The sequence below is a fragment of the Nocardia wallacei genome (assembly GCF_029868745.1).
In the GTDB taxonomy this organism is placed as follows: domain Bacteria; phylum Actinomycetota; class Actinomycetes; order Mycobacteriales; family Mycobacteriaceae; genus Nocardia; species Nocardia wallacei_B.
In genome coordinates, this window is the sequence record NZ_JARWOP010000053.1 from 1 (window position 1) to 15,395 (window position 15,395).

Here is a 15,395-nt window from a genome sequence, read left to right on the forward strand (position 1 = left end):
GATGGCCGAGGAATCGATGCTCCGCGCCACCGAGCAGATGGTGATGGTGCTCGGCACCATGAAGGGCGTCGCCATGAAGCTCGGGCAGATGCTGTCGGTGCTGGATCTGGACTTGGTGCGATCCTGTTGGTGTTGTGGCTCGCTGCGCTGGGCGCGACCATCTTTGCGCTGGTCCACGCGGTCCGGCAGCGTCCGGACGCGTTCACCGCCGTCGACAAGCTGACCAAGCCGATCTGGGTCGGCATCCTGGTCGCCGCGCTGGCGTTCCTGCTGCTGGCCCGCACCCCGGTCGGCCTGCTCGGCATCATCGCCGTGGTCGCCACCGGCGTGTATCTGGCCGACGTGCGGCCGAAGGTCGACGAGGTGCAGCGCGGACCGCGCTGGTAGCGGGCACCTTCCCCGCTTGCACTAGCAAGCACCCACTCCTTCGGGTTACTGTGGCTATCAGTAACATACAAAGGAGTGTTCCAATGCGGGCAACGCTGCCTACGCCGATGGCGCAGATCGCGGACCGGGTCCGGGCTCTGTTGCGGTCGCATCGCGCCAACCTGCGCACCCGGGTCTACGGGACCGCCGCGCTGAACCCGCCGGCCGCGCCGGTCGAGGTCGTGCCGGTGACCGCCGCCGACGGCACCCGGCTGCGCGTGCACGCCTACGGTCCCGCCGACGGCGAGGTGATCGTGCTGGTGCACGGCTGGACCTGCTGCATCGAATACTGGAACCCGCAGATCAACGCCTTCGCCGGCGACTACCGCGTGATCGCCTACGACCAGCGCGGCCATGGTGAGAGCGAGCTGGGCGACAGCCCGCTGACCACCGACCTGCTGGCCGAGGACCTCGCCACGGTGCTGGCCGCCACGCTGCGGCCCGGCCGCCGCGCGGTGCTGGTCGGCCACAGCCTCGGCGGCATGACCATCCAGGCCTGGGCCGGCCGCTATCCCGAGCAGGTGGCCAGGCACGCGGCGGCGGTGCTGCTGACCAACACCGCCTCCGGCGACCTGATCGCCGAGACCACCGTGGTGCCGCTGTACAACCGCGGGCTGATGGCCCTGCCGGTCGCCCTCGGCCGCCACGGGCTGGGCAGCCCGATCGTGTTTCCCCCGATCGCGCCGGTGAAATGGATATTCCGGCGGCAGGTCATGAGCCTCGGGTCCACCGGGGACATCGCCGAGTTCGGGTTGTCGATCGTGCGTTCGTGCCCGGCGAGCGTGCGGGCGCGGTTCGGGCGGCTGCTGGCCGATCTGGCGCTCGGCGCCTGCGCCGCGAACCTCACCGTGCCCACCACCGTCGTCGCGGGCAAATTCGACGATATGACGCCCCTCGTGCACTCCCGGCGGATTGTCGAAATGCTCCGCGGCGCAGGCAGTTTCGAGCGTCTGACGGTGCTGCCGACGGGACATCTGGGCAATGTCGAGGCCTACCGGGAGTTCAACGAGGAACTCGGGCGGGTGCTCACCGCGACGTACGCCGCGCGCGAGATCAGCGCGTAGGGCCGCCCGGAGTCGTTGCGGCGCACAGCCGACGGCCGCCCGCGGTGAGCCGATCGTGCGCAATTCGTTATTCGCCACCGTGCTATCGCGGCATGGTTCCGGGGCGATATGTGTTGTAGATAACAACGCTTCATCGACGGGGCCGTTTCACGAATGGCGTTGCGGTCGATGGGTATTCGATGAGGGCGGGATGCAAGCGGAACGAATGCGATCCGACCGCTTGCACTAGCAAGCACTGCTGCTAGCGCGGTAGTGTGCGCCAGGACACAAAGGAGTGCTCATGCTGGTGAAGCTGCCCGAAACGGTGACCGGCCTGCGAAGCGGGCCCGACGCGCTGACCGCCGCCTACCGCGCCCGATTGCGCGGCCGCACCTACGCCACCGCGGCCCTCAACGCCGCGCCGTCACCCGAGATCATCCCCGTCACCACGCGCGACGGCATCGACTTGCGGGTACAGGCGTACGGCCCCGCCGACGGCGACGTGATCGTGCTGATCCACGGCTGGTCGTGTTGCATCGAGTACTGGAATCCGCAGATCAACGCGTTCTCCGAACAGCATCGCGTCGTGGCGTTCGACCTGCGCGGCCACGGCGCCAGCGAGGTCGGCAAGCGCGAATTCTGCGCCGAGCAACTGGCCGACGACCTGTCCGACGTGCTCGACGCGGTGCTGCGGCCGGGGCAGCGGGCGGTGCTGGTGGGCCACAGCATGGGCGGCATCACGATTCAGGCGTGGGCGCAGCACTATCCGGAGCAGGTCGCCGAGCGCGCGTCCGCGGTGCTGCTGGCCACCACGACATTCGGCTCCATCGCCTCGGAGACCCAGGTGCTGCCGTTCTTCAATGACCTTGTCCCGGCGCCGATCTGGCTGGGCCGGGCATTGTTCGGTACCCCGGTGCCGTTGCCGAGCGGCTTCGCCGTGCGGTCGATCTTCAAGGCGCGCATCATGAATCGCGCCGCCACGGCCGAGCAGGCCGAATTCGGGCTCTCGATCGTGCGTTCCTGCCGACCGCAGGTCCGCGGCCGGTTCGCGCTGGCGCTGGCGGATCTGGACCTGCCCGATGCCGCCGCCAACATCACCGTGCCCACCAGCGTGATCGCCGGTGAGTACGACCGGTTGCTGCCCAAGCGCATGTCCCAGCGGATCGCCGACGTGCTCGCCGAGACCGGCAGCCTGGACCGCTACACGGTGCTGCCGACCGGGCATCTGCCGAATATCGAAGCGCCGCAAGAGTTCAACGCCGAACTGCACCGCATGGTGCGGATCGGGCAGCGCGGACGGGGCGCGGTCGCCAGCTGAGGATCGTCGTCAGTCGAAGACGACGGTGCGGCGGCCGTGCACGAGAACGCGGCCCTCCAGGTGCCAGCGCAGTCCCCGCGCCAGCACCACCCGTTCGATGTCGCGGCCTTGGCGGACCATGTCGTGGGCCGTGTCGGCGTGGTCGATGCGAATCACGTCCTGCTCGATGATCGGGCCCGCGTCCAGCTCGGCGGTCACGTAATGGCAGGTGGCGCCGATCAGTTTCACGCCGCGCGCGTACGCCTGGTGGTACGGGCGGGCGCCGACGAACGACGGCAGGAAGCTGTGATGGATGTTGATGGCCCGGCCCGCCCAGTGCTCACACAGCTCCGCCGGAAGCACCTGCATGAATCGCGCCAGCACCACGGCATCCGGAGCGTGCTCGTCCACCAGCGCGCGGACCTGCTCGAAGGCCGGACCCCGCTCGCCCGGATCCTTCGGGAAGGGCACGTGATGGAACGGCACACCGTGCGCCCGGGTCATCTCCGCCAGATCCGGATGGTTGCCGATCACCGCCTCGATGGTGGCGGGCAGCTCGCCGCTGGTGGCGCGGCCCAGCAGATCGTGCAGGCAGTGCCCGTCCCGGCTGACCAGCAGCACCGCGCGCCGCCGCACCCCGGAATCCAAGAGCTGCCAATCGGTTTCGGGCCCCAGCTCCGCCGCGACCGCCGCGAACCGGTCACGCAATTCCGCCAGTCCGAACGGCACCGTCGAGGCCTGCACGGCCTGCCGCGTGAAGAACCACCCCGCCGCGGTGTCCGAGTGATAACCGGCCTCCATGATCGACCCCCCGAACTCGGCGATGAACGAGGTGATCCGGGCAATGATGCCCGGCCGATCCGGACAGCCCAGCATCAGCACATAGCGCCGGTCATCGGCAACGGACGACGAACTCATACCCCCGATCCTCCCAGCAAACCCGCCGCGACCCGCAACCGACCGCCGATCGGGTCGTCTACAACGTGTAGAACGGTTCGGCGTAATGGAATTCGCCGGTCATGGCCGGTTCGTAGGCGGTGAGGGGGCGGACCTGGAAGTGGGAGTTCCACGTGGATTCGTCGGGGACGATGCCGACGCGGGAGCCGGGAAGGAAGCCGAAGCGGGGGTAGTAGTCGAGGCTGCCGAGCAGGCCGATCAGCGGCTCGTCGAGGGCGTCGGCGGCGCCGAGCGCGGCGTGCATGAGGGCGGAGCCGACGCCGTCGCCCTGGTGGTCGGGGAGCACGCCGATCGGGCCGAGCGCCAGCACGGGGTACAGGCCCACACCGGCGCGCGTGAGGCAGACGTGCCCGACCACCCGGTCGCGCACCTGCGCCACCAGCGACAGCGTCGGCATCCAGCCGGAATTGCTGCGCAGCCGGTGCACGAGCGCCACCTCGGCCGGATCGGCGGCCGCGCGGGGCGCCTCGCCGGGTAGGCCGTCGGGGTAGTCGCGGGCGAAGGCGCGGCGATGCACCGCGTCGATCGCAGGGATGTCGCCGGCCCGTTCCCGACGGATCAGCACGGTGGCTTCTCCCTCCCCAGCGAGATGGTTCCGGGCCCCGTGGCCCGACCCTTACGAGTGTGCCACGGGCGTGTGCCAGACTCTGTCCTCATGGCCGATACCGCTCCGGAATCAGGTACCCGTGCGCTCACTCGCGGCGAGGTGGCCGCGATGATCGACCACACCCTGCTCGCGCCGGAGGCGACCGCGGCCGAGGTCGCCGCTGCGGTGGCCGAGGCGCGGGAGCTGGGGGTGTACGCGGTGTGCCTGTCCCCGGCGATGCTGCCGGTCCGCGCGCCCGGCCTGCTGGTCGCGACCGTCGCGGGATTCCCGTCGGGCAAGCATCATTCGTTGATCAAGGGGACCGAGGCGCGGCTGGCGGCGGACCAGGGCGCGGCCGAGGTCGACATGGTCATCGATGTCGGCGCCGCGATCTCCGGCGACTACAACGCGGTGCTGGCCGACATCGTCACCGTGCGCGAGGGCCTGGGCGACCGTGCGGTGCTGAAGGTGATCATCGAGTCCGCCGCACTGTCCGACGAGGCGATCGTCGAGGTGTGCCGGACCGCCGAGCGCGCCGGGGCGGATTTCGTGAAGACCTCCACCGGTTTCCATCCGAAGGGCGGGGCGAGCGCGCACGCCGTCCGGCTGATGGCCGATGCCGTCGGCGGCCGGATGGGCATCAAGGCCAGCGGTGGCATTCGCACCGCGGCGGCGGCCGCCGAGTTGATCGCGGCCGGTGCCACCCGGCTCGGATTGTCGCGCTCGCGCGAGGTGCTCGCGGGCTTCCCGGAGTAGGTCAGCAGCTGACGTTCTGGTTGTTGTCCGGCGCCGGTTGCAGCTTGGTGGTGCCGCCGGTCAGCGAGACCGAGATGCCGTCGTCGGTCACCCGGACGGCGGTCGGCTGCAGGTCCAGGGGATAGCTCTGCAGGCTCTCGGTCATCATGTCGACGATGCTGTCGACCAGATCGGTGGGCAGCCCGAAACCGAACAGTTGCGCGGACTGCGTGGTCACCTCGATCCGGTCGCCGACGATCTGCGGCTTCAGGCGCATGTCGGCGATGCCGCCGAGCACCTTGACATCCAGCGTGCCGCTCGCCGGGTCCGACTGGACCCCGGAGACCAGGCCCTGCAGCGTCTGCGCGATACCCGCATTGCTCCAGGTGGCATCGGCGCTGCTGCTGCCGATATCGGCGCCGCCGCGGCCGTTGTCGATCAGCGTGATGTCGTTGAGCCGGGCGTGCACCTTCATATCCGAGGCGGGGCCGAACTTCGCGTCGTCGCTCTTGATGTCGACGTACTGGATCCGATGATCGAAGGCGGTGAGCAGCAACGGTTTCGGGCCGAAGCCCACCGACACCTTGGAGCCGAGATCCCGCTCCACCTGGGTGGCGATGCACTTCTCGGTCCGGTGGCGGTAGTAGGTCTCGGCCGCGGCCGCGGTCCCGACCACGGCGAGCACGACGACGAGTCCGACGATCAGGATGATCCGCCGCAGGTTCCGGGCGCCGGTCCGGCCGCCGGACGGCGGGCCGGGAGCGGTCGCGGTCTGTGGAGGGTTCGAACTCATGGCCACGATTCTTCCCGAGCTTTCTGAGCCTGCTCTGTGGGGCGGTTGAAGGCTTGGCACAAGGGCTGCCCGCGATTGTGACATGACGCATAACCCGCGCGCGTAATCTGGGTCACATGTCCGGTGCAGCTGCCGCCCGTCCCGCCCCCGATTCGGATCGGGAGTGGCAGGCGCTGCGGGAGTCGGCCGCCCGGCACGCCGGTTACTTCACCACCCGTCTCGTCGCGCACACGCGGTGTCAGGAGCGGGTGCGTTCCGCCCTGCGCGACGGCTCGGTGACCCGGGCGGGCGTCGGCCTGCTGCGCCTGGCGGAGTGGCCCGACGGCCCGCTCGACGAGTACGCGATGTGGTCCGCGTGGTTCGAGGGCACGGCCGCGGTCTCCCACCACAGCGCGGCCGAACTGCACGGCCTCGGCCGGCTGCGCCCGCGCTTCCTGCACCTGTCGGCCGGTGCCGGGCGAGCCCCGAACGCACCCCGCCTGGTGGTGCTGCGTCGCGCACTGTGCGGCCGCGATGTCGAGTCGGCGGGCACCTTCCTGGTCACCACCCCGGTGCGAACAGTCCTGGACCTCGCCGAGACGGGTATCGGCCAGAGCGCCCTGGACGAGGTAGTGGCCGACGCGGTCGCCATCTTCCGCTGCGCGAGCGCGGAAATCCGTTCCGCCGCAGAGCAATTACCACCCCACACCGCCGCCCGTATCCACCACGCGCTGACGCGGGCTTGACCAGTTCCTCATCCGGCCTGGGGCGCCACCGTCTCCCAGGGGACCGAGAGTACGCAGTCGCGCATGCGGCGGCGGTAGCGGCGAATCGGGAAGCCTTCGGCGCGTAGGGTTTTCGCGGCCTCGCGCCAGCGCACGCGCGGGCCGTACGGGGCCAGGGGAGCGGCGCGGGCCCAGGCCCGGTCGGCGGCGGTGAGCAGGGTGTGCACTCGCTCGCCGGGAATGTTGCGGTGTATCAACGCCTTCGGCAGTCGTTCGGCGATATCGGAGGGACGTTCGACGGTGAACGGGTCCCATGCCAGCGTCAGCGACATCGGCCCGGTGCGATCCAGCAGCACCCACGCGCAGCGCCGACCCAACTCGTCACAGGTCCCGTCGATCAACAGCCCGCCCGGCGTCAGTCCGCTCAGCACCGTCCGCCACGCCTCGGCGACCGCCTCCTCCGGGTACTGCCGCAGCACGTTGAACGCGCGCACCAGCACCGGGCGCAGGCCCGCCAGTTCGAAGCCGCCGCGCGCGAAGACCACACCGTCGCGGCCGGGCACGACCCGCGCCGGATCGATCTCCAGCCCGACCACCCGCACGTCGGCGCGCACCCGCCGCAACCGCGCCGCCAGCTCGATCGTGGTCACCGGGCTGGCTCCGTAACCCAGATCGACCACCAGTGGGTCTTCGGCCGTCAGCAACCGGTTCGCAATCAGGTCGTCGTGCATCAGCCAACGATCGCTGCGCCGCAATCGATTGATGCCCGTCGTGCCGCGGGTGATCTCGCCGATCGGTGGGTGCGGTGCTTTCGAGCCGCGCCGAACCGGCGGCGGCCGCGAGCCCTCGGCGCTCGAGCCGGCCGCCGGGCCCGGACTCACCCCGCGGTGGGGTGCTGCTCGTCCAGCCACTGCGCCGTGAACTCGGCCTCGGCGCGCAGCAGATCCACGAGGTTGATCAGCATCATCTGCTCGAGCTTGGGGCCGAGCATCGGGATGAACACCTTGGCGGTGGACGAGGTGCGCAGCGTGCACCCGGTCTCGGTCGGGAACAGGTGCATCGTCCCGTTCAGGCTGCCGGGCCCGGCCGGGATCGAGGCCACGTATTCGCCGGTGACCTCGGGTCCGAACGGGCCGTAGGTCTCCCGGCGGGTGATCGTCATGTCCTTGCGCATCACCGTCTGCGCGATCTCGGGCAGCATGTCACGCGGCAGGATGTGCTGGATCTCGACCTCGATGCCGCTGTCCCCGGCGGACAGCTCGGTCACGTCGTTGGGGGAGTACTTGCGCATCTCCTCCATCCGCGCGTCCCAGTAGGCGCGGTCGGACAGCGCCGCGTACACCTCTTTGGTGGTGTGCAGCGGGTAGCGGGCGGAATAGTCCAGTCGGCGGGCCATGGGATGCCAGGGTACTGTGCGCGATTCAGCGATTCGCGATCCAGGTATTGGTGAAGTCGGTCTCCGCGGCGAGCAGCTCCAGCAACTTCTCGGCGACCACGGCCTCGATCTTCTTGCCGAACAACGGGATACCGACCTCGACCGAACCCTGGATGACCGCCTGCGACGCCTCACCGACCGCGCTGAGGGTCACGGTGCCGCGCACCTGCGCGGGCGCGTCCTGCACCTGCGCGGTGAAGGTACCCGCGAAACCGGAATAGCTCTCGGTGCGCGGAATGATCAGATCGCCGGGGCGGACCGAGGTGATGGCGCTGGGCAACTCGGCGGCCGGAATGGACTGCACCATCTCGACGTGCAGCTGTTCCTGGTCGATCGAGGCCTGGAACGAGTCCAGGCGCGCGTTGGGTCCGCCGACCTCCTCGATCCGGTCTTTCCAATACTGTTCGTCTGCGAACGCGGCACGGATCGCCTCGGCCGGATGCGCGTACTGAGCCGTATACGCCAGGGGTGTCGCCATGGTCGAACACGCTACCGTCTTTCGCTGTGCGTACATCGAGAGTGGTGCCGATCCACAAAGCGCGGGAGCTGCTGGCCGCGACCGGTGCGCGGGTGCGTGATTCGGTTCCGCTGGCGGAGCTGACCACACTGCGCGTCGGCGGCGCGGCGACGGTGGCCGACTGCGCCGACACCGAGGCCCTCGTCGCGACCGTACGCACCCTGGACGACGCCGGAATTCCCCTGTTGCTGCTGGCCGGCGGCTCGAATCTGCTGATCTCCGACGACGGGTTCCCCGGCGTCGTCGTGCGGGTCGCGACCGAGCGCGTCGAGATCGGCGCGGACCGGGTCGTCGCGGCGGCGGGCGCGAACTGGGACGCCGTGGTGGCGGCGACGGTCACCGCCGGGTTCGGCGGCCTGGAGTGCCTGTCGGGCATTCCGGGTTCGGCGGGCGCGACGCCGGTGCAGAACGTGGGCGCCTACGGCGTCGAGGTCGAGCATCTGCTGTGCCGGGTGCGGCTGCTGGACCGCGAGACCGGCGCGATCCGCTGGGCCACGCCGGACGAACTCGGCTTCGGCTACCGCACCTCGGTCCTCAAGCACAGCGACCGGGCCGTGGTGCTCGAGGTCGAGTACGCCCTCGACCCCACCGGAGCCAGCGCGCCGCTGCGCTACGGGGAGCTGGCCCGGGCCCTCGACGCCGAGGAGGGACAGACCCGCCCGGCGGCGCAGGTGCGCGCGGCGGTGCTGCGGCTGCGCGGCGGCAAGGGCATGGTGCTCGACGCCGTCGACCACGACACCTGGAGTGCCGGTTCGTTCTTCACCAATCCGGTGGTCCCGCACGACTCGGTGGAACAGGTGCGCGCCGCGATCACGAGTCTGCTCGGCGATGTGACAATCCCCACCTATCCGGCCGTGGACGGAGTCAAGTTCTCGGCGGGCTGGCTGATCGAGCGGGCCGGTTTCGCGAAGGGCTATCCCGGCCCGGAGTCACCGGCGCGGCTGTCCACCAAACACACACTGGCACTGACCAACCGCGGTGCCGCGACGGCCGCCGACCTGGTCGCGCTGGCCCGCACGGTCCGCGACGGGGTCGAGGACCGGTTCGGCATCCGGCTCGAGCCCGAACCGGTGACCGTGGGGATCGGCCTCTAGGGGTTGTCGGGGCGACACGCGCGGAGCTGTTCGGTCTTCGCGGTAGATTCGAGGAAGTGAGCAGTCGAGGAGTTTCCAGCCGTCGCGCCGTGCTGATCGGAATGGCTCAGCTGGCGGGCGCCGCGCTGGTCGCCGGGTGTTCGAACGGCGGCGGCGACAATGCGGCGCCGAAGGAGAAGGCGCCGGTCGCGAAGGTCACCTTCCAGCCCGGCGCGGACAGCACCGACGTCAATCCGGTGTCGCCGGTGTCGGTGTCGGTGTCGTCCGGCCGCATCGATCAGGTCGCCCTGAGCAACGCCGCGGGCAAACAGGTCGCGGGCGCCCTGGCCCCGGACGGCAGCAGCTTCAAGATCACCGAGCCGCTCGGCTACGACGTGACCTACACCTGGTCCGGCACGGCGATCGGCACCGATGGCAAGCCCGTCCGGATCGACGGCAAATTCACCACCGTCGCCCCGAACCAGACCGTGCCCGCCACCATCAACATCGGTGACGGTCAGGAGGTCGGCATCGCGGCGCCGATCATTCTCCAGTTCAAGAGCCACGTCACGAACAAGGCCGCGGTGGAGAAGGCGCTCACCGTCACCACCACCCCGGAGACCGAGGGCGGCTGGGCCTGGCTGCCGGACGACAACGGCGGCTCCCGCGCGCACTGGCGCCCGCGCGAGTACTGGGCGCCCGGCACGGATGTGAAGTTCACCGGCAAGCTCTACGGACTCGAACTCGGCGAGGGCGCTTACGGTTACGGCGACCTCAGCTCGGAGTTCAAGATCGGCCGCAGTCAGATCGTGAAGGGCTACGCACCCAGCCACCGCGTGCAGGTGATCCGCGACGGGCAGACGGTCTTCGACTTCCCGTGCAGTTACGGCGAGGGCAACGAGGCGCGCAACGTGACCCGCTCGGGCGTCCACGTGGTGACCGAGAAGTACGAGGACTTCATGATGTCGAATCCGCCGTTCTACACCAACGTTCGCGAGCGCTGGGCCGTACGCATCTCCAACAACGGCGAATTCATCCACGCCAACCCGGAATCGGCTGGGGCGCAGGGCAATACGAACGTCACCAACGGCTGCATCAACCTGAGCACCTCCGACGCGCAGGCCTTCTTCCCGACCGCGATGTACGGCGACCCGGTAGAGGTCACCGGCACCTCGATCGCCCTGTCCGCCGCCGACGGCGATCTCTACGACTGGACCATCGACTGGGATACCTGGAAGACCATGTCCGCCTTGCACGGTGAGCCGTCCGCGGTCGTCTCCGCGACGCCGGTGCCCCCGGGTCCGGTGCGCAGCGGGAACTGACGCGGGAGCGTCAGCCGCGGCGGGCGAACCGGCCGGCGTCGGCTTGGTCGCGCGGCTTGACGACGATCGTGTCCAGGTTGACGTGCGGCGGGCGGCCGGCGACGAAACCGATGATCTCGGCGATGTCCTGGGCGACGAGCGGATCGATGCCCTCGTAGACCTTGGCGGCCCGCTCGCCGTCACCGCCGAAGCGGACCAGCGAGAACTCGGTTTCGACTGCGCCCGGGGCGATTTCGGTCAATCGCACCGGCTGCCCCAGCAACTCGCCGCGCAGCGTCCGGTGCAGCACGGCCTGCGCGTGCTTGGCGGAGGTGTAGCCGGAACCGTTGTCGTAGGCGGTGAACGCGGCCACCGAGGTGACGGTGACGATCAGGCCGTCACCGGAGGCGATCAGCTTGGGCAGCAGCGCCTTGGTGATCCGCAGCGTGCCGAGCACGTTGGTCTCCCACATCCAGCGCCAGTCGTCCAGGTCGGCCTCGGCGACCGGCGCCAGGCCCTTGGCGCCACCGGCATTGTTGACCAGGACGTCCACCCGCTCGACCGCTTCGGTGAACGCCCGCACCGACGCCTCGTCGGTCACGTCCAGCGGCAGCGCCGTGCCGCCGATCTCCTCGGCCAGTCGCTGCAACCGGTCCACCCGGCGGGCGCCGACGTACACGTGGTAGCCCTGTCCGGCCAGCTCACGCGCGGTGGCCTCCCCGATTCCGGAACTGGCTCCGGTGACGACAGCGGTGCGGTTGCTCATGGCCCCGAGCATATGTGCCGCCGATTCACTCGACGATTCGTGGTGGACGCCGGTCCATAATGCGGCGGCGCTAGCCTGGCGGCATGGCGATTCGGGACGTAGTCAGCGCGGACGGCACCACCATCGTGTATCGGGTGACCGGTCCGGCCGACGGCAGGCCGCTGGTGTTGCTGCACGGCTGGGCCGGGAACCTGCGGTGCTGGGGGCGTGCCGCAGAGTTGCTGGCCGAGCGGTTCCGCGTGATCGCCGTCGATCTGCGCGGGCACGGCTACTCCGACGCGCCGGAGGCGGGCTACGACAACCCGAAGAACTGGGCGGCCGACGTCGCGGCCGTGCTGGCGGGGGAGTCGGTCGAGTCCGGCGCGGTGCTGCTCGGCTGGTCCTACGGTGGCATCGTGCTCAGCGATTACCTGACCGCCTATGGCACGGGCGCGATCGCGGGTGTTGTCTACACCGGCTCGCAGGCCGGCATCGGACGCGACGTGCCCGGCGCGACCCCCGGCCCGGCCATGCAGCAGGCCATTCCCGACGTCTTCGAGGAGAGCCCCGGCAAATCCATGCGCGGCTTCGCGGCGTTCGGCAACGCCAACACCGGCCCGGGCCGCGACAAGGGCGAACAGGCCCAACTCCTCTACGGCGGCAGCCTGGCCACACCGCCCCGAGTCCGCAAGGCCCTCTTCTACCGCACCACCGACAACACCGAAACCCTCCGCACCCTCGACGTCCCCGTCCTGGTCCTGCACGGCACCGCCGACCCCGTCGTCCCCCTCGACAACGGCCGCTACATCGCCACCACCGCCCCCGACACCCGCACCTCGTTCTGGGAAGACGCCCAACACGGCCTGTTCATCGAGAACCCCGCTCGCTTCGCCGCCGAGGTCACCGATTTCATCGACGGCTTGGGCTGATCCGGGGCGTCCGGCCATCGAGTCATCTTCGCCGGACAGGTAGCGGAATCCATCCCAGGCTTGGGCCGAGCGCCTGCCGTGTGGTGGCCGCGGCCATCCCGAGCTGGGCTCGTCACAATCCCCGTCCGGCGCTGTCCCGCTCTGCTGCCCTCCGGAGGCGTGTCCTCCGATTGCGTTCTGCCGCAAGAGGTGTCGGGCAAGGCGGCCGCAAGAGGTGTCGGGCAAGGCGGCCGCAAGAGGTGTCGGGCAAGGCGGCCGCAAGAGGTGTCGGGCAAGGCGGCCGCAAGAGGTGTCGGGCAAGGCGGCCGCAAGAGGTGTCGGGCAATGCTGCCGCAAGAGGTGTCGGGCAAGGCGGCCACAGCAAGTACCGGGAAAGGCGGACACAACAAGTGGCGGGAAAGGCTGCCACAACAGGTGCTGGCGAAGGCTGCCATAACAGGTGTCGGGCAGGGGCCGCCACAACAGGTGCCGGGGAAGGCTGGCCACAACGGGTATTGGGCAGGTTGACTGGCAAGGCGCGGGGCGTTCCCTACCTCGCCTGGCCCTCGTGGCGGACCGCCATTTCCTTTCCTTTCGCGATGGCGGGGAGTGGCGGGGAACCGCTGGGATCGAACCGGGGCGCGCACCGCTGCGTGTGGTCGAGTGTGATCGAACGCATAGGTCGGTGGGGCGTGACCGCTTTGCCCGGAAATCGCCGGGCAGCGGCTGGGCAACGGCTCGTCCGGGTGGCGAATTGCCTTGTGACGGCAATCACTTGGTGGCGGAGGTCGCGACGGCCGTCGGTACCGGGCGTGCACACTGGAGGCGTGAGTCAACGCACGGACCTACGGCCGCATCGGATAGCCGTGCTGTCGGTGCACACCTCCCCGCTGGCGCAGCCGGGCACCGGAGACGCGGGAGGCATGAACGTCTACGTGCTGCAGACCGCGATTCAGCTCGCCCGCCGCGGCGTCGAGGTGGAGATCTTCACCCGCGCCACCTCCTCCAACGACGAACCGGTGGTCGAGGCCGCGCCCGGTGTGCTGGTGCGCAATGTGGTGGCGGGCCCCTTCGAAGGCCTGGACAAGCACGACCTGCCCACCCAGCTGTGCCCGTTCGCCGCCGAGGTGCTGCGGCAGGAGGCTCGCCATCTGCCCGGCCACTACGACCTGATCCACTCGCACTATTGGCTGTCCGGCCAGGTCGGCTGGCTGGCCCGGGACCGCTGGCGGGTGCCGCTGGTCCACACCGCGCACACGCTCGCCGCCGTCAAGAACGCCCACCTCGCCGCCGGTGACACCCCGGAGCCGCCCGCACGTGAGATCGGCGAGAAGCAGATCGTCGCCGAGGCCGACCGCCTGGTGGCCAACACCGGCGAGGAGGCGCGCCAGCTGGTCGAGCTGTACGGCGCCGAGCCGGAGCGGATCGATGTGGTGCTCCCGGGCGCCGACCTCACCCGCTACCACCCCGGTGATCAGGCGGCCGCCCGCGCCGAACTCGGCCTGGACCCGCACGAGCAGATCGTGGCCTTCGTCGGCCGGATCCAGCCGTTGAAGGCCCCCGACGTGCTCGTGCATGCCGCCGCGCAGGTCTTGCGTGGCCAGCCGGACCGCGCATTGCGGGTGCTGATCGTCGGCGGCCCGTCCGGCACCGGACTGGATCGCCCCGACGCTCTGATCGAACTGGCCGCCGAACTCGGCATCGCCGATCGCGTCACCTTCCTGCCGCCACAGCCGCCGGACCGTCTCGTGCAGGTGTACCGCGCCGCGGATCTGGTGGCCGTGCCCAGCTACAACGAGTCGTTCGGCCTGGTCGCCATCGAGGCCCAGGCCAGCGGCACACCGGTATTGGCCGCGCACGTGGGCGGCCTGGGCACCGCCGTGCGCGACGGCGTTTCGGGCCTGCTGGTCCCGAGCCACCGCACCGACGACTGGGCCGCCGCGCTGCGCTCGCTGCTCGATGACCCCGCCGGCCTGCGCCGGATGGGCGCCGCCGCGGTCGGGCACTCCGCCAATTTCTCCTGGGAGCACACGGCCGAGGGCCTGCTCGACAGCTACACGCAAACGCTCTCCGGATATCGGGGAATGCGTTCGCGATTGGCGGGTACGTTGCAGGCAGAGAGCAGTCAGGCCAGGTCGCGGGCGCTGTGGCGGCGCCGGATGGGAGTGGTTCGCCGGTGACCGAGCACGACTCGATCCGAGACACCGCCCAGCTGATCGAAGACACCCTGCGCGAACGCGAGGTGGACTACACCCGCGAGGGCGAGGACGTGTTCATCGTCGTCCTGCCCGGCGAGCGCAAGTTGAAGACCTCCGTGATGCTGACCGTCGGCAAGCACGGCGTGCGGGTGGAGTGCTTCGTCTGCCGCAAGCCCGACGAGAACTTCGAGGGCGTCTACAAATTCCTGCTCCGCCGCAACCGCCGCCTCTACGGCGTCGCCTACACCCTCGACCGCGTCGGCGATATCTACCTGGTCGGCCGCTTCGCCACTCACACCGTCACCGCCGACGAACTGGACCGCATCTTCGGCCAGATTCTCGAGGCGGTCGACGCCGACTTCAACGTCCTGCTGGAGCTGGGCTTCGCGGAATCCATTCGCCGCGAATGGAAATGGCGAGTTTCCCGCGGCGAATCCCTCAAGAACCTCCGCGCCTTCGAGCACCTGGTAGACGAAGACTCCTGATCGCGCCCGAACCGCGGGTCATGGGAGCCGTTTGCGTCGCCGTCCGGCCTGACCGGTCACAATCCGGCTCGAGACGGCAAATCTCGCCGCGTCACCGTGGATTGTGTCCGTTCAGGCCGGGTGCACAGATCCGCGTGGGGAAACCAGTGCGGCGAGGTGGCCTTCGAGCGGGCCGGCGGGTGAGAATTCGGG

At 69.8% G+C, this 15,395-nt stretch carries 18 protein-coding genes; 11 read left to right on the plus strand and 7 right to left on the minus strand.

What is annotated here, in order from left to right; translation table 11 throughout:
- From QH470_RS02920 to QH470_RS02935, 4 genes are all read left to right on the plus strand, one after another.
- Window positions 1-223: hypothetical protein (locus tag QH470_RS02920; protein WP_280270722.1), on the plus strand; the 223-nt coding region annotated here is incomplete at its 5' end.
- Window positions 121-387: a DUF2516 family protein gene (locus tag QH470_RS02925; protein WP_280270715.1), complete on the plus strand. Its 267-nt coding sequence runs from the start codon at window positions 121-123 to the stop codon at window positions 385-387. The genes QH470_RS02920 and QH470_RS02925, both read left to right, overlap by 103 nt.
- 83 nt (window positions 388-470) lie before the next feature.
- Window positions 471-1,490, plus strand: a complete 1,020-nt coding sequence (locus QH470_RS02930; RefSeq protein ID WP_280270679.1) for an alpha/beta fold hydrolase — start codon at window positions 471-473, stop codon at window positions 1,488-1,490.
- Between the two features lie 280 nt (window positions 1,491-1,770).
- On the plus strand, window positions 1,771-2,787 hold the full coding sequence (locus tag QH470_RS02935) for an alpha/beta fold hydrolase (protein WP_280270680.1): 1,017 nt from the start codon (window positions 1,771-1,773) through the stop codon (window positions 2,785-2,787).
- Window positions 2,788-2,796: 9 nt separating this feature from the next.
- Here QH470_RS02935 and purU read toward each other — a convergent pair whose 3' ends face one another.
- On the minus strand, window positions 2,797-3,684 hold the full coding sequence (gene purU, locus QH470_RS02940) for a formyltetrahydrofolate deformylase (protein WP_280270681.1): 888 nt from the start codon (window positions 3,682-3,684) through the stop codon (window positions 2,797-2,799).
- Window positions 3,685-3,742: 58 nt separating this feature from the next.
- Window positions 3,743-4,288, minus strand: coding sequence for a GNAT family N-acetyltransferase (locus QH470_RS02945; protein ID WP_280270682.1), 546 nt, complete (start codon window positions 4,286-4,288; stop codon window positions 3,743-3,745).
- Between the two features lie 90 nt (window positions 4,289-4,378).
- Between QH470_RS02945 and deoC the strand changes: the two genes are divergently transcribed.
- Window positions 4,379-5,065, plus strand: a complete 687-nt coding sequence (gene deoC / locus QH470_RS02950; RefSeq protein WP_280270683.1) for a deoxyribose-phosphate aldolase — start codon at window positions 4,379-4,381, stop codon at window positions 5,063-5,065.
- Between the two features lies 1 nt (window position 5,066).
- Here deoC and QH470_RS02955 read toward each other — a convergent pair whose 3' ends face one another.
- Entirely contained in the window at window positions 5,067-5,837 is a 771-nt protein-coding gene (locus tag QH470_RS02955; protein WP_280270684.1) for an LmeA family phospholipid-binding protein, read from the minus strand.
- A 116-nt stretch (window positions 5,838-5,953) separates the two neighbouring features.
- On the opposite strand from QH470_RS02955, the gene QH470_RS02960 reads away from it, so the two are divergent.
- Window positions 5,954-6,562, plus strand: coding sequence for a hypothetical protein (locus QH470_RS02960; protein WP_280270685.1), 609 nt, complete (start codon window positions 5,954-5,956; stop codon window positions 6,560-6,562).
- A gap of 8 nt (window positions 6,563-6,570) precedes the next feature.
- Here the strand turns inward: QH470_RS02960 and QH470_RS02965 are convergent, their stop codons facing one another.
- From QH470_RS02965 to QH470_RS02975, 3 genes are all read right to left on the minus strand, one after another.
- Complete coding sequence (locus tag QH470_RS02965; protein WP_425302586.1) at window positions 6,571-7,272, minus strand: class I SAM-dependent methyltransferase; 702 nt, start codon at window positions 7,270-7,272, stop codon at window positions 6,571-6,573.
- A 146-nt stretch (window positions 7,273-7,418) separates the two neighbouring features.
- A complete protein-coding gene (locus tag QH470_RS02970; RefSeq protein WP_187685516.1) occupies window positions 7,419-7,937 on the minus strand; it encodes a DUF2505 domain-containing protein in 519 nt (172 codons plus the stop codon).
- Window positions 7,938-7,962: 25 nt separating this feature from the next.
- The gene (locus QH470_RS02975) at window positions 7,963-8,454 is read right to left on the minus strand and encodes a DUF2505 domain-containing protein (RefSeq protein WP_280270686.1); all 492 of its coding nucleotides are present in this window, start codon (window positions 8,452-8,454) and stop codon (window positions 7,963-7,965) included.
- A 44-nt stretch (window positions 8,455-8,498) separates the two neighbouring features.
- Here QH470_RS02975 and QH470_RS02980 point away from each other — a divergent pair, with 44 nt between their 5' ends.
- Together QH470_RS02980 and QH470_RS02985 are read left to right on the plus strand one after the other, a co-directional pair.
- On the plus strand, window positions 8,499-9,587 hold the full coding sequence (locus QH470_RS02980; protein WP_425302591.1) for a UDP-N-acetylmuramate dehydrogenase: 1,089 nt from the start codon (window positions 8,499-8,501) through the stop codon (window positions 9,585-9,587).
- Between the two features lie 101 nt (window positions 9,588-9,688).
- Window positions 9,689-10,888 carry a L,D-transpeptidase gene (locus QH470_RS02985; protein WP_280270718.1) on the plus strand — a complete coding sequence of 400 codons (1,200 nt, stop codon included), beginning with the start codon at window positions 9,689-9,691 and terminating at the stop codon, window positions 10,886-10,888.
- Between the two features lie 10 nt (window positions 10,889-10,898).
- On the opposite strand, the gene QH470_RS02990 is transcribed toward QH470_RS02985, so the two are convergent.
- Entirely contained in the window at window positions 10,899-11,633 is a 735-nt protein-coding gene (locus tag QH470_RS02990) for an SDR family NAD(P)-dependent oxidoreductase (RefSeq protein ID WP_280270687.1), read from the minus strand.
- Between the two features lie 83 nt (window positions 11,634-11,716).
- Between QH470_RS02990 and QH470_RS02995 the strand changes: the two genes are divergently transcribed.
- The 3 genes from QH470_RS02995 (at window position 11,717) to QH470_RS03005 (ending at window position 15,203) form a co-directional block, all read left to right on the plus strand.
- Window positions 11,717-12,541, plus strand: coding sequence for an alpha/beta fold hydrolase (locus QH470_RS02995; RefSeq protein WP_280270688.1), 825 nt, complete (start codon window positions 11,717-11,719; stop codon window positions 12,539-12,541).
- 791 nt (window positions 12,542-13,332) lie between these two features.
- Complete coding sequence (mshA, locus tag QH470_RS03000) at window positions 13,333-14,700, plus strand: D-inositol-3-phosphate glycosyltransferase (protein WP_425302588.1); 1,368 nt, start codon at window positions 13,333-13,335, stop codon at window positions 14,698-14,700.
- Entirely contained in the window at window positions 14,697-15,203 is a 507-nt protein-coding gene (locus QH470_RS03005) for a type III secretion system chaperone family protein (protein WP_400181001.1), read from the plus strand. Before mshA ends, QH470_RS03005 begins: the two co-directional genes overlap by 4 nt.
- Window positions 15,204-15,395 lie beyond the last annotated feature (192 nt).

Excerpts from the sequence above, each read along its gene's own strand:
- QH470_RS02955 (WP_280270684.1), bottom strand. The coding sequence starts at position 5,837 with ATGAGTTCGAACCCTCCACAGACCGCGACCGCTCCCGGCCCGCCGTCC.
- QH470_RS02965 (WP_425302586.1), bottom strand. The coding sequence starts at position 7,272 with ATGCACGACGACCTGATTGCGAACCGGTTGCTGACGGCCGAAGACCCA.
- QH470_RS02995 (WP_280270688.1), top strand. The coding sequence starts at position 11,717 with ATGGCGATTCGGGACGTAGTCAGCGCGGACGGCACCACCATCGTGTAT.
- QH470_RS02985 (WP_280270718.1), top strand. The coding sequence starts at position 9,689 with ATGGCTCAGCTGGCGGGCGCCGCGCTGGTCGCCGGGTGTTCGAACGGC.
- QH470_RS02990 (WP_280270687.1), bottom strand. The coding sequence starts at position 11,633 with ATGAGCAACCGCACCGCTGTCGTCACCGGAGCCAGTTCCGGAATCGGG.
- QH470_RS02975 (WP_280270686.1), bottom strand. The coding sequence starts at position 8,454 with ATGGCGACACCCCTGGCGTATACGGCTCAGTACGCGCATCCGGCCGAG.
- deoC (WP_280270683.1), top strand. The coding sequence starts at position 4,379 with ATGGCCGATACCGCTCCGGAATCAGGTACCCGTGCGCTCACTCGCGGC.
- QH470_RS02970 (WP_187685516.1), bottom strand. The coding sequence starts at position 7,937 with ATGGCCCGCCGACTGGACTATTCCGCCCGCTACCCGCTGCACACCACC.
- QH470_RS02935 (WP_280270680.1), top strand. The coding sequence starts at position 1,771 with ATGCTGGTGAAGCTGCCCGAAACGGTGACCGGCCTGCGAAGCGGGCCC.
- QH470_RS02930 (WP_280270679.1), top strand. The coding sequence starts at position 471 with ATGCGGGCAACGCTGCCTACGCCGATGGCGCAGATCGCGGACCGGGTC.
- purU (WP_280270681.1), bottom strand. The coding sequence starts at position 3,684 with ATGAGTTCGTCGTCCGTTGCCGATGACCGGCGCTATGTGCTGATGCTG.
- QH470_RS02960 (WP_280270685.1), top strand. The coding sequence starts at position 5,954 with ATGTCCGGTGCAGCTGCCGCCCGTCCCGCCCCCGATTCGGATCGGGAG.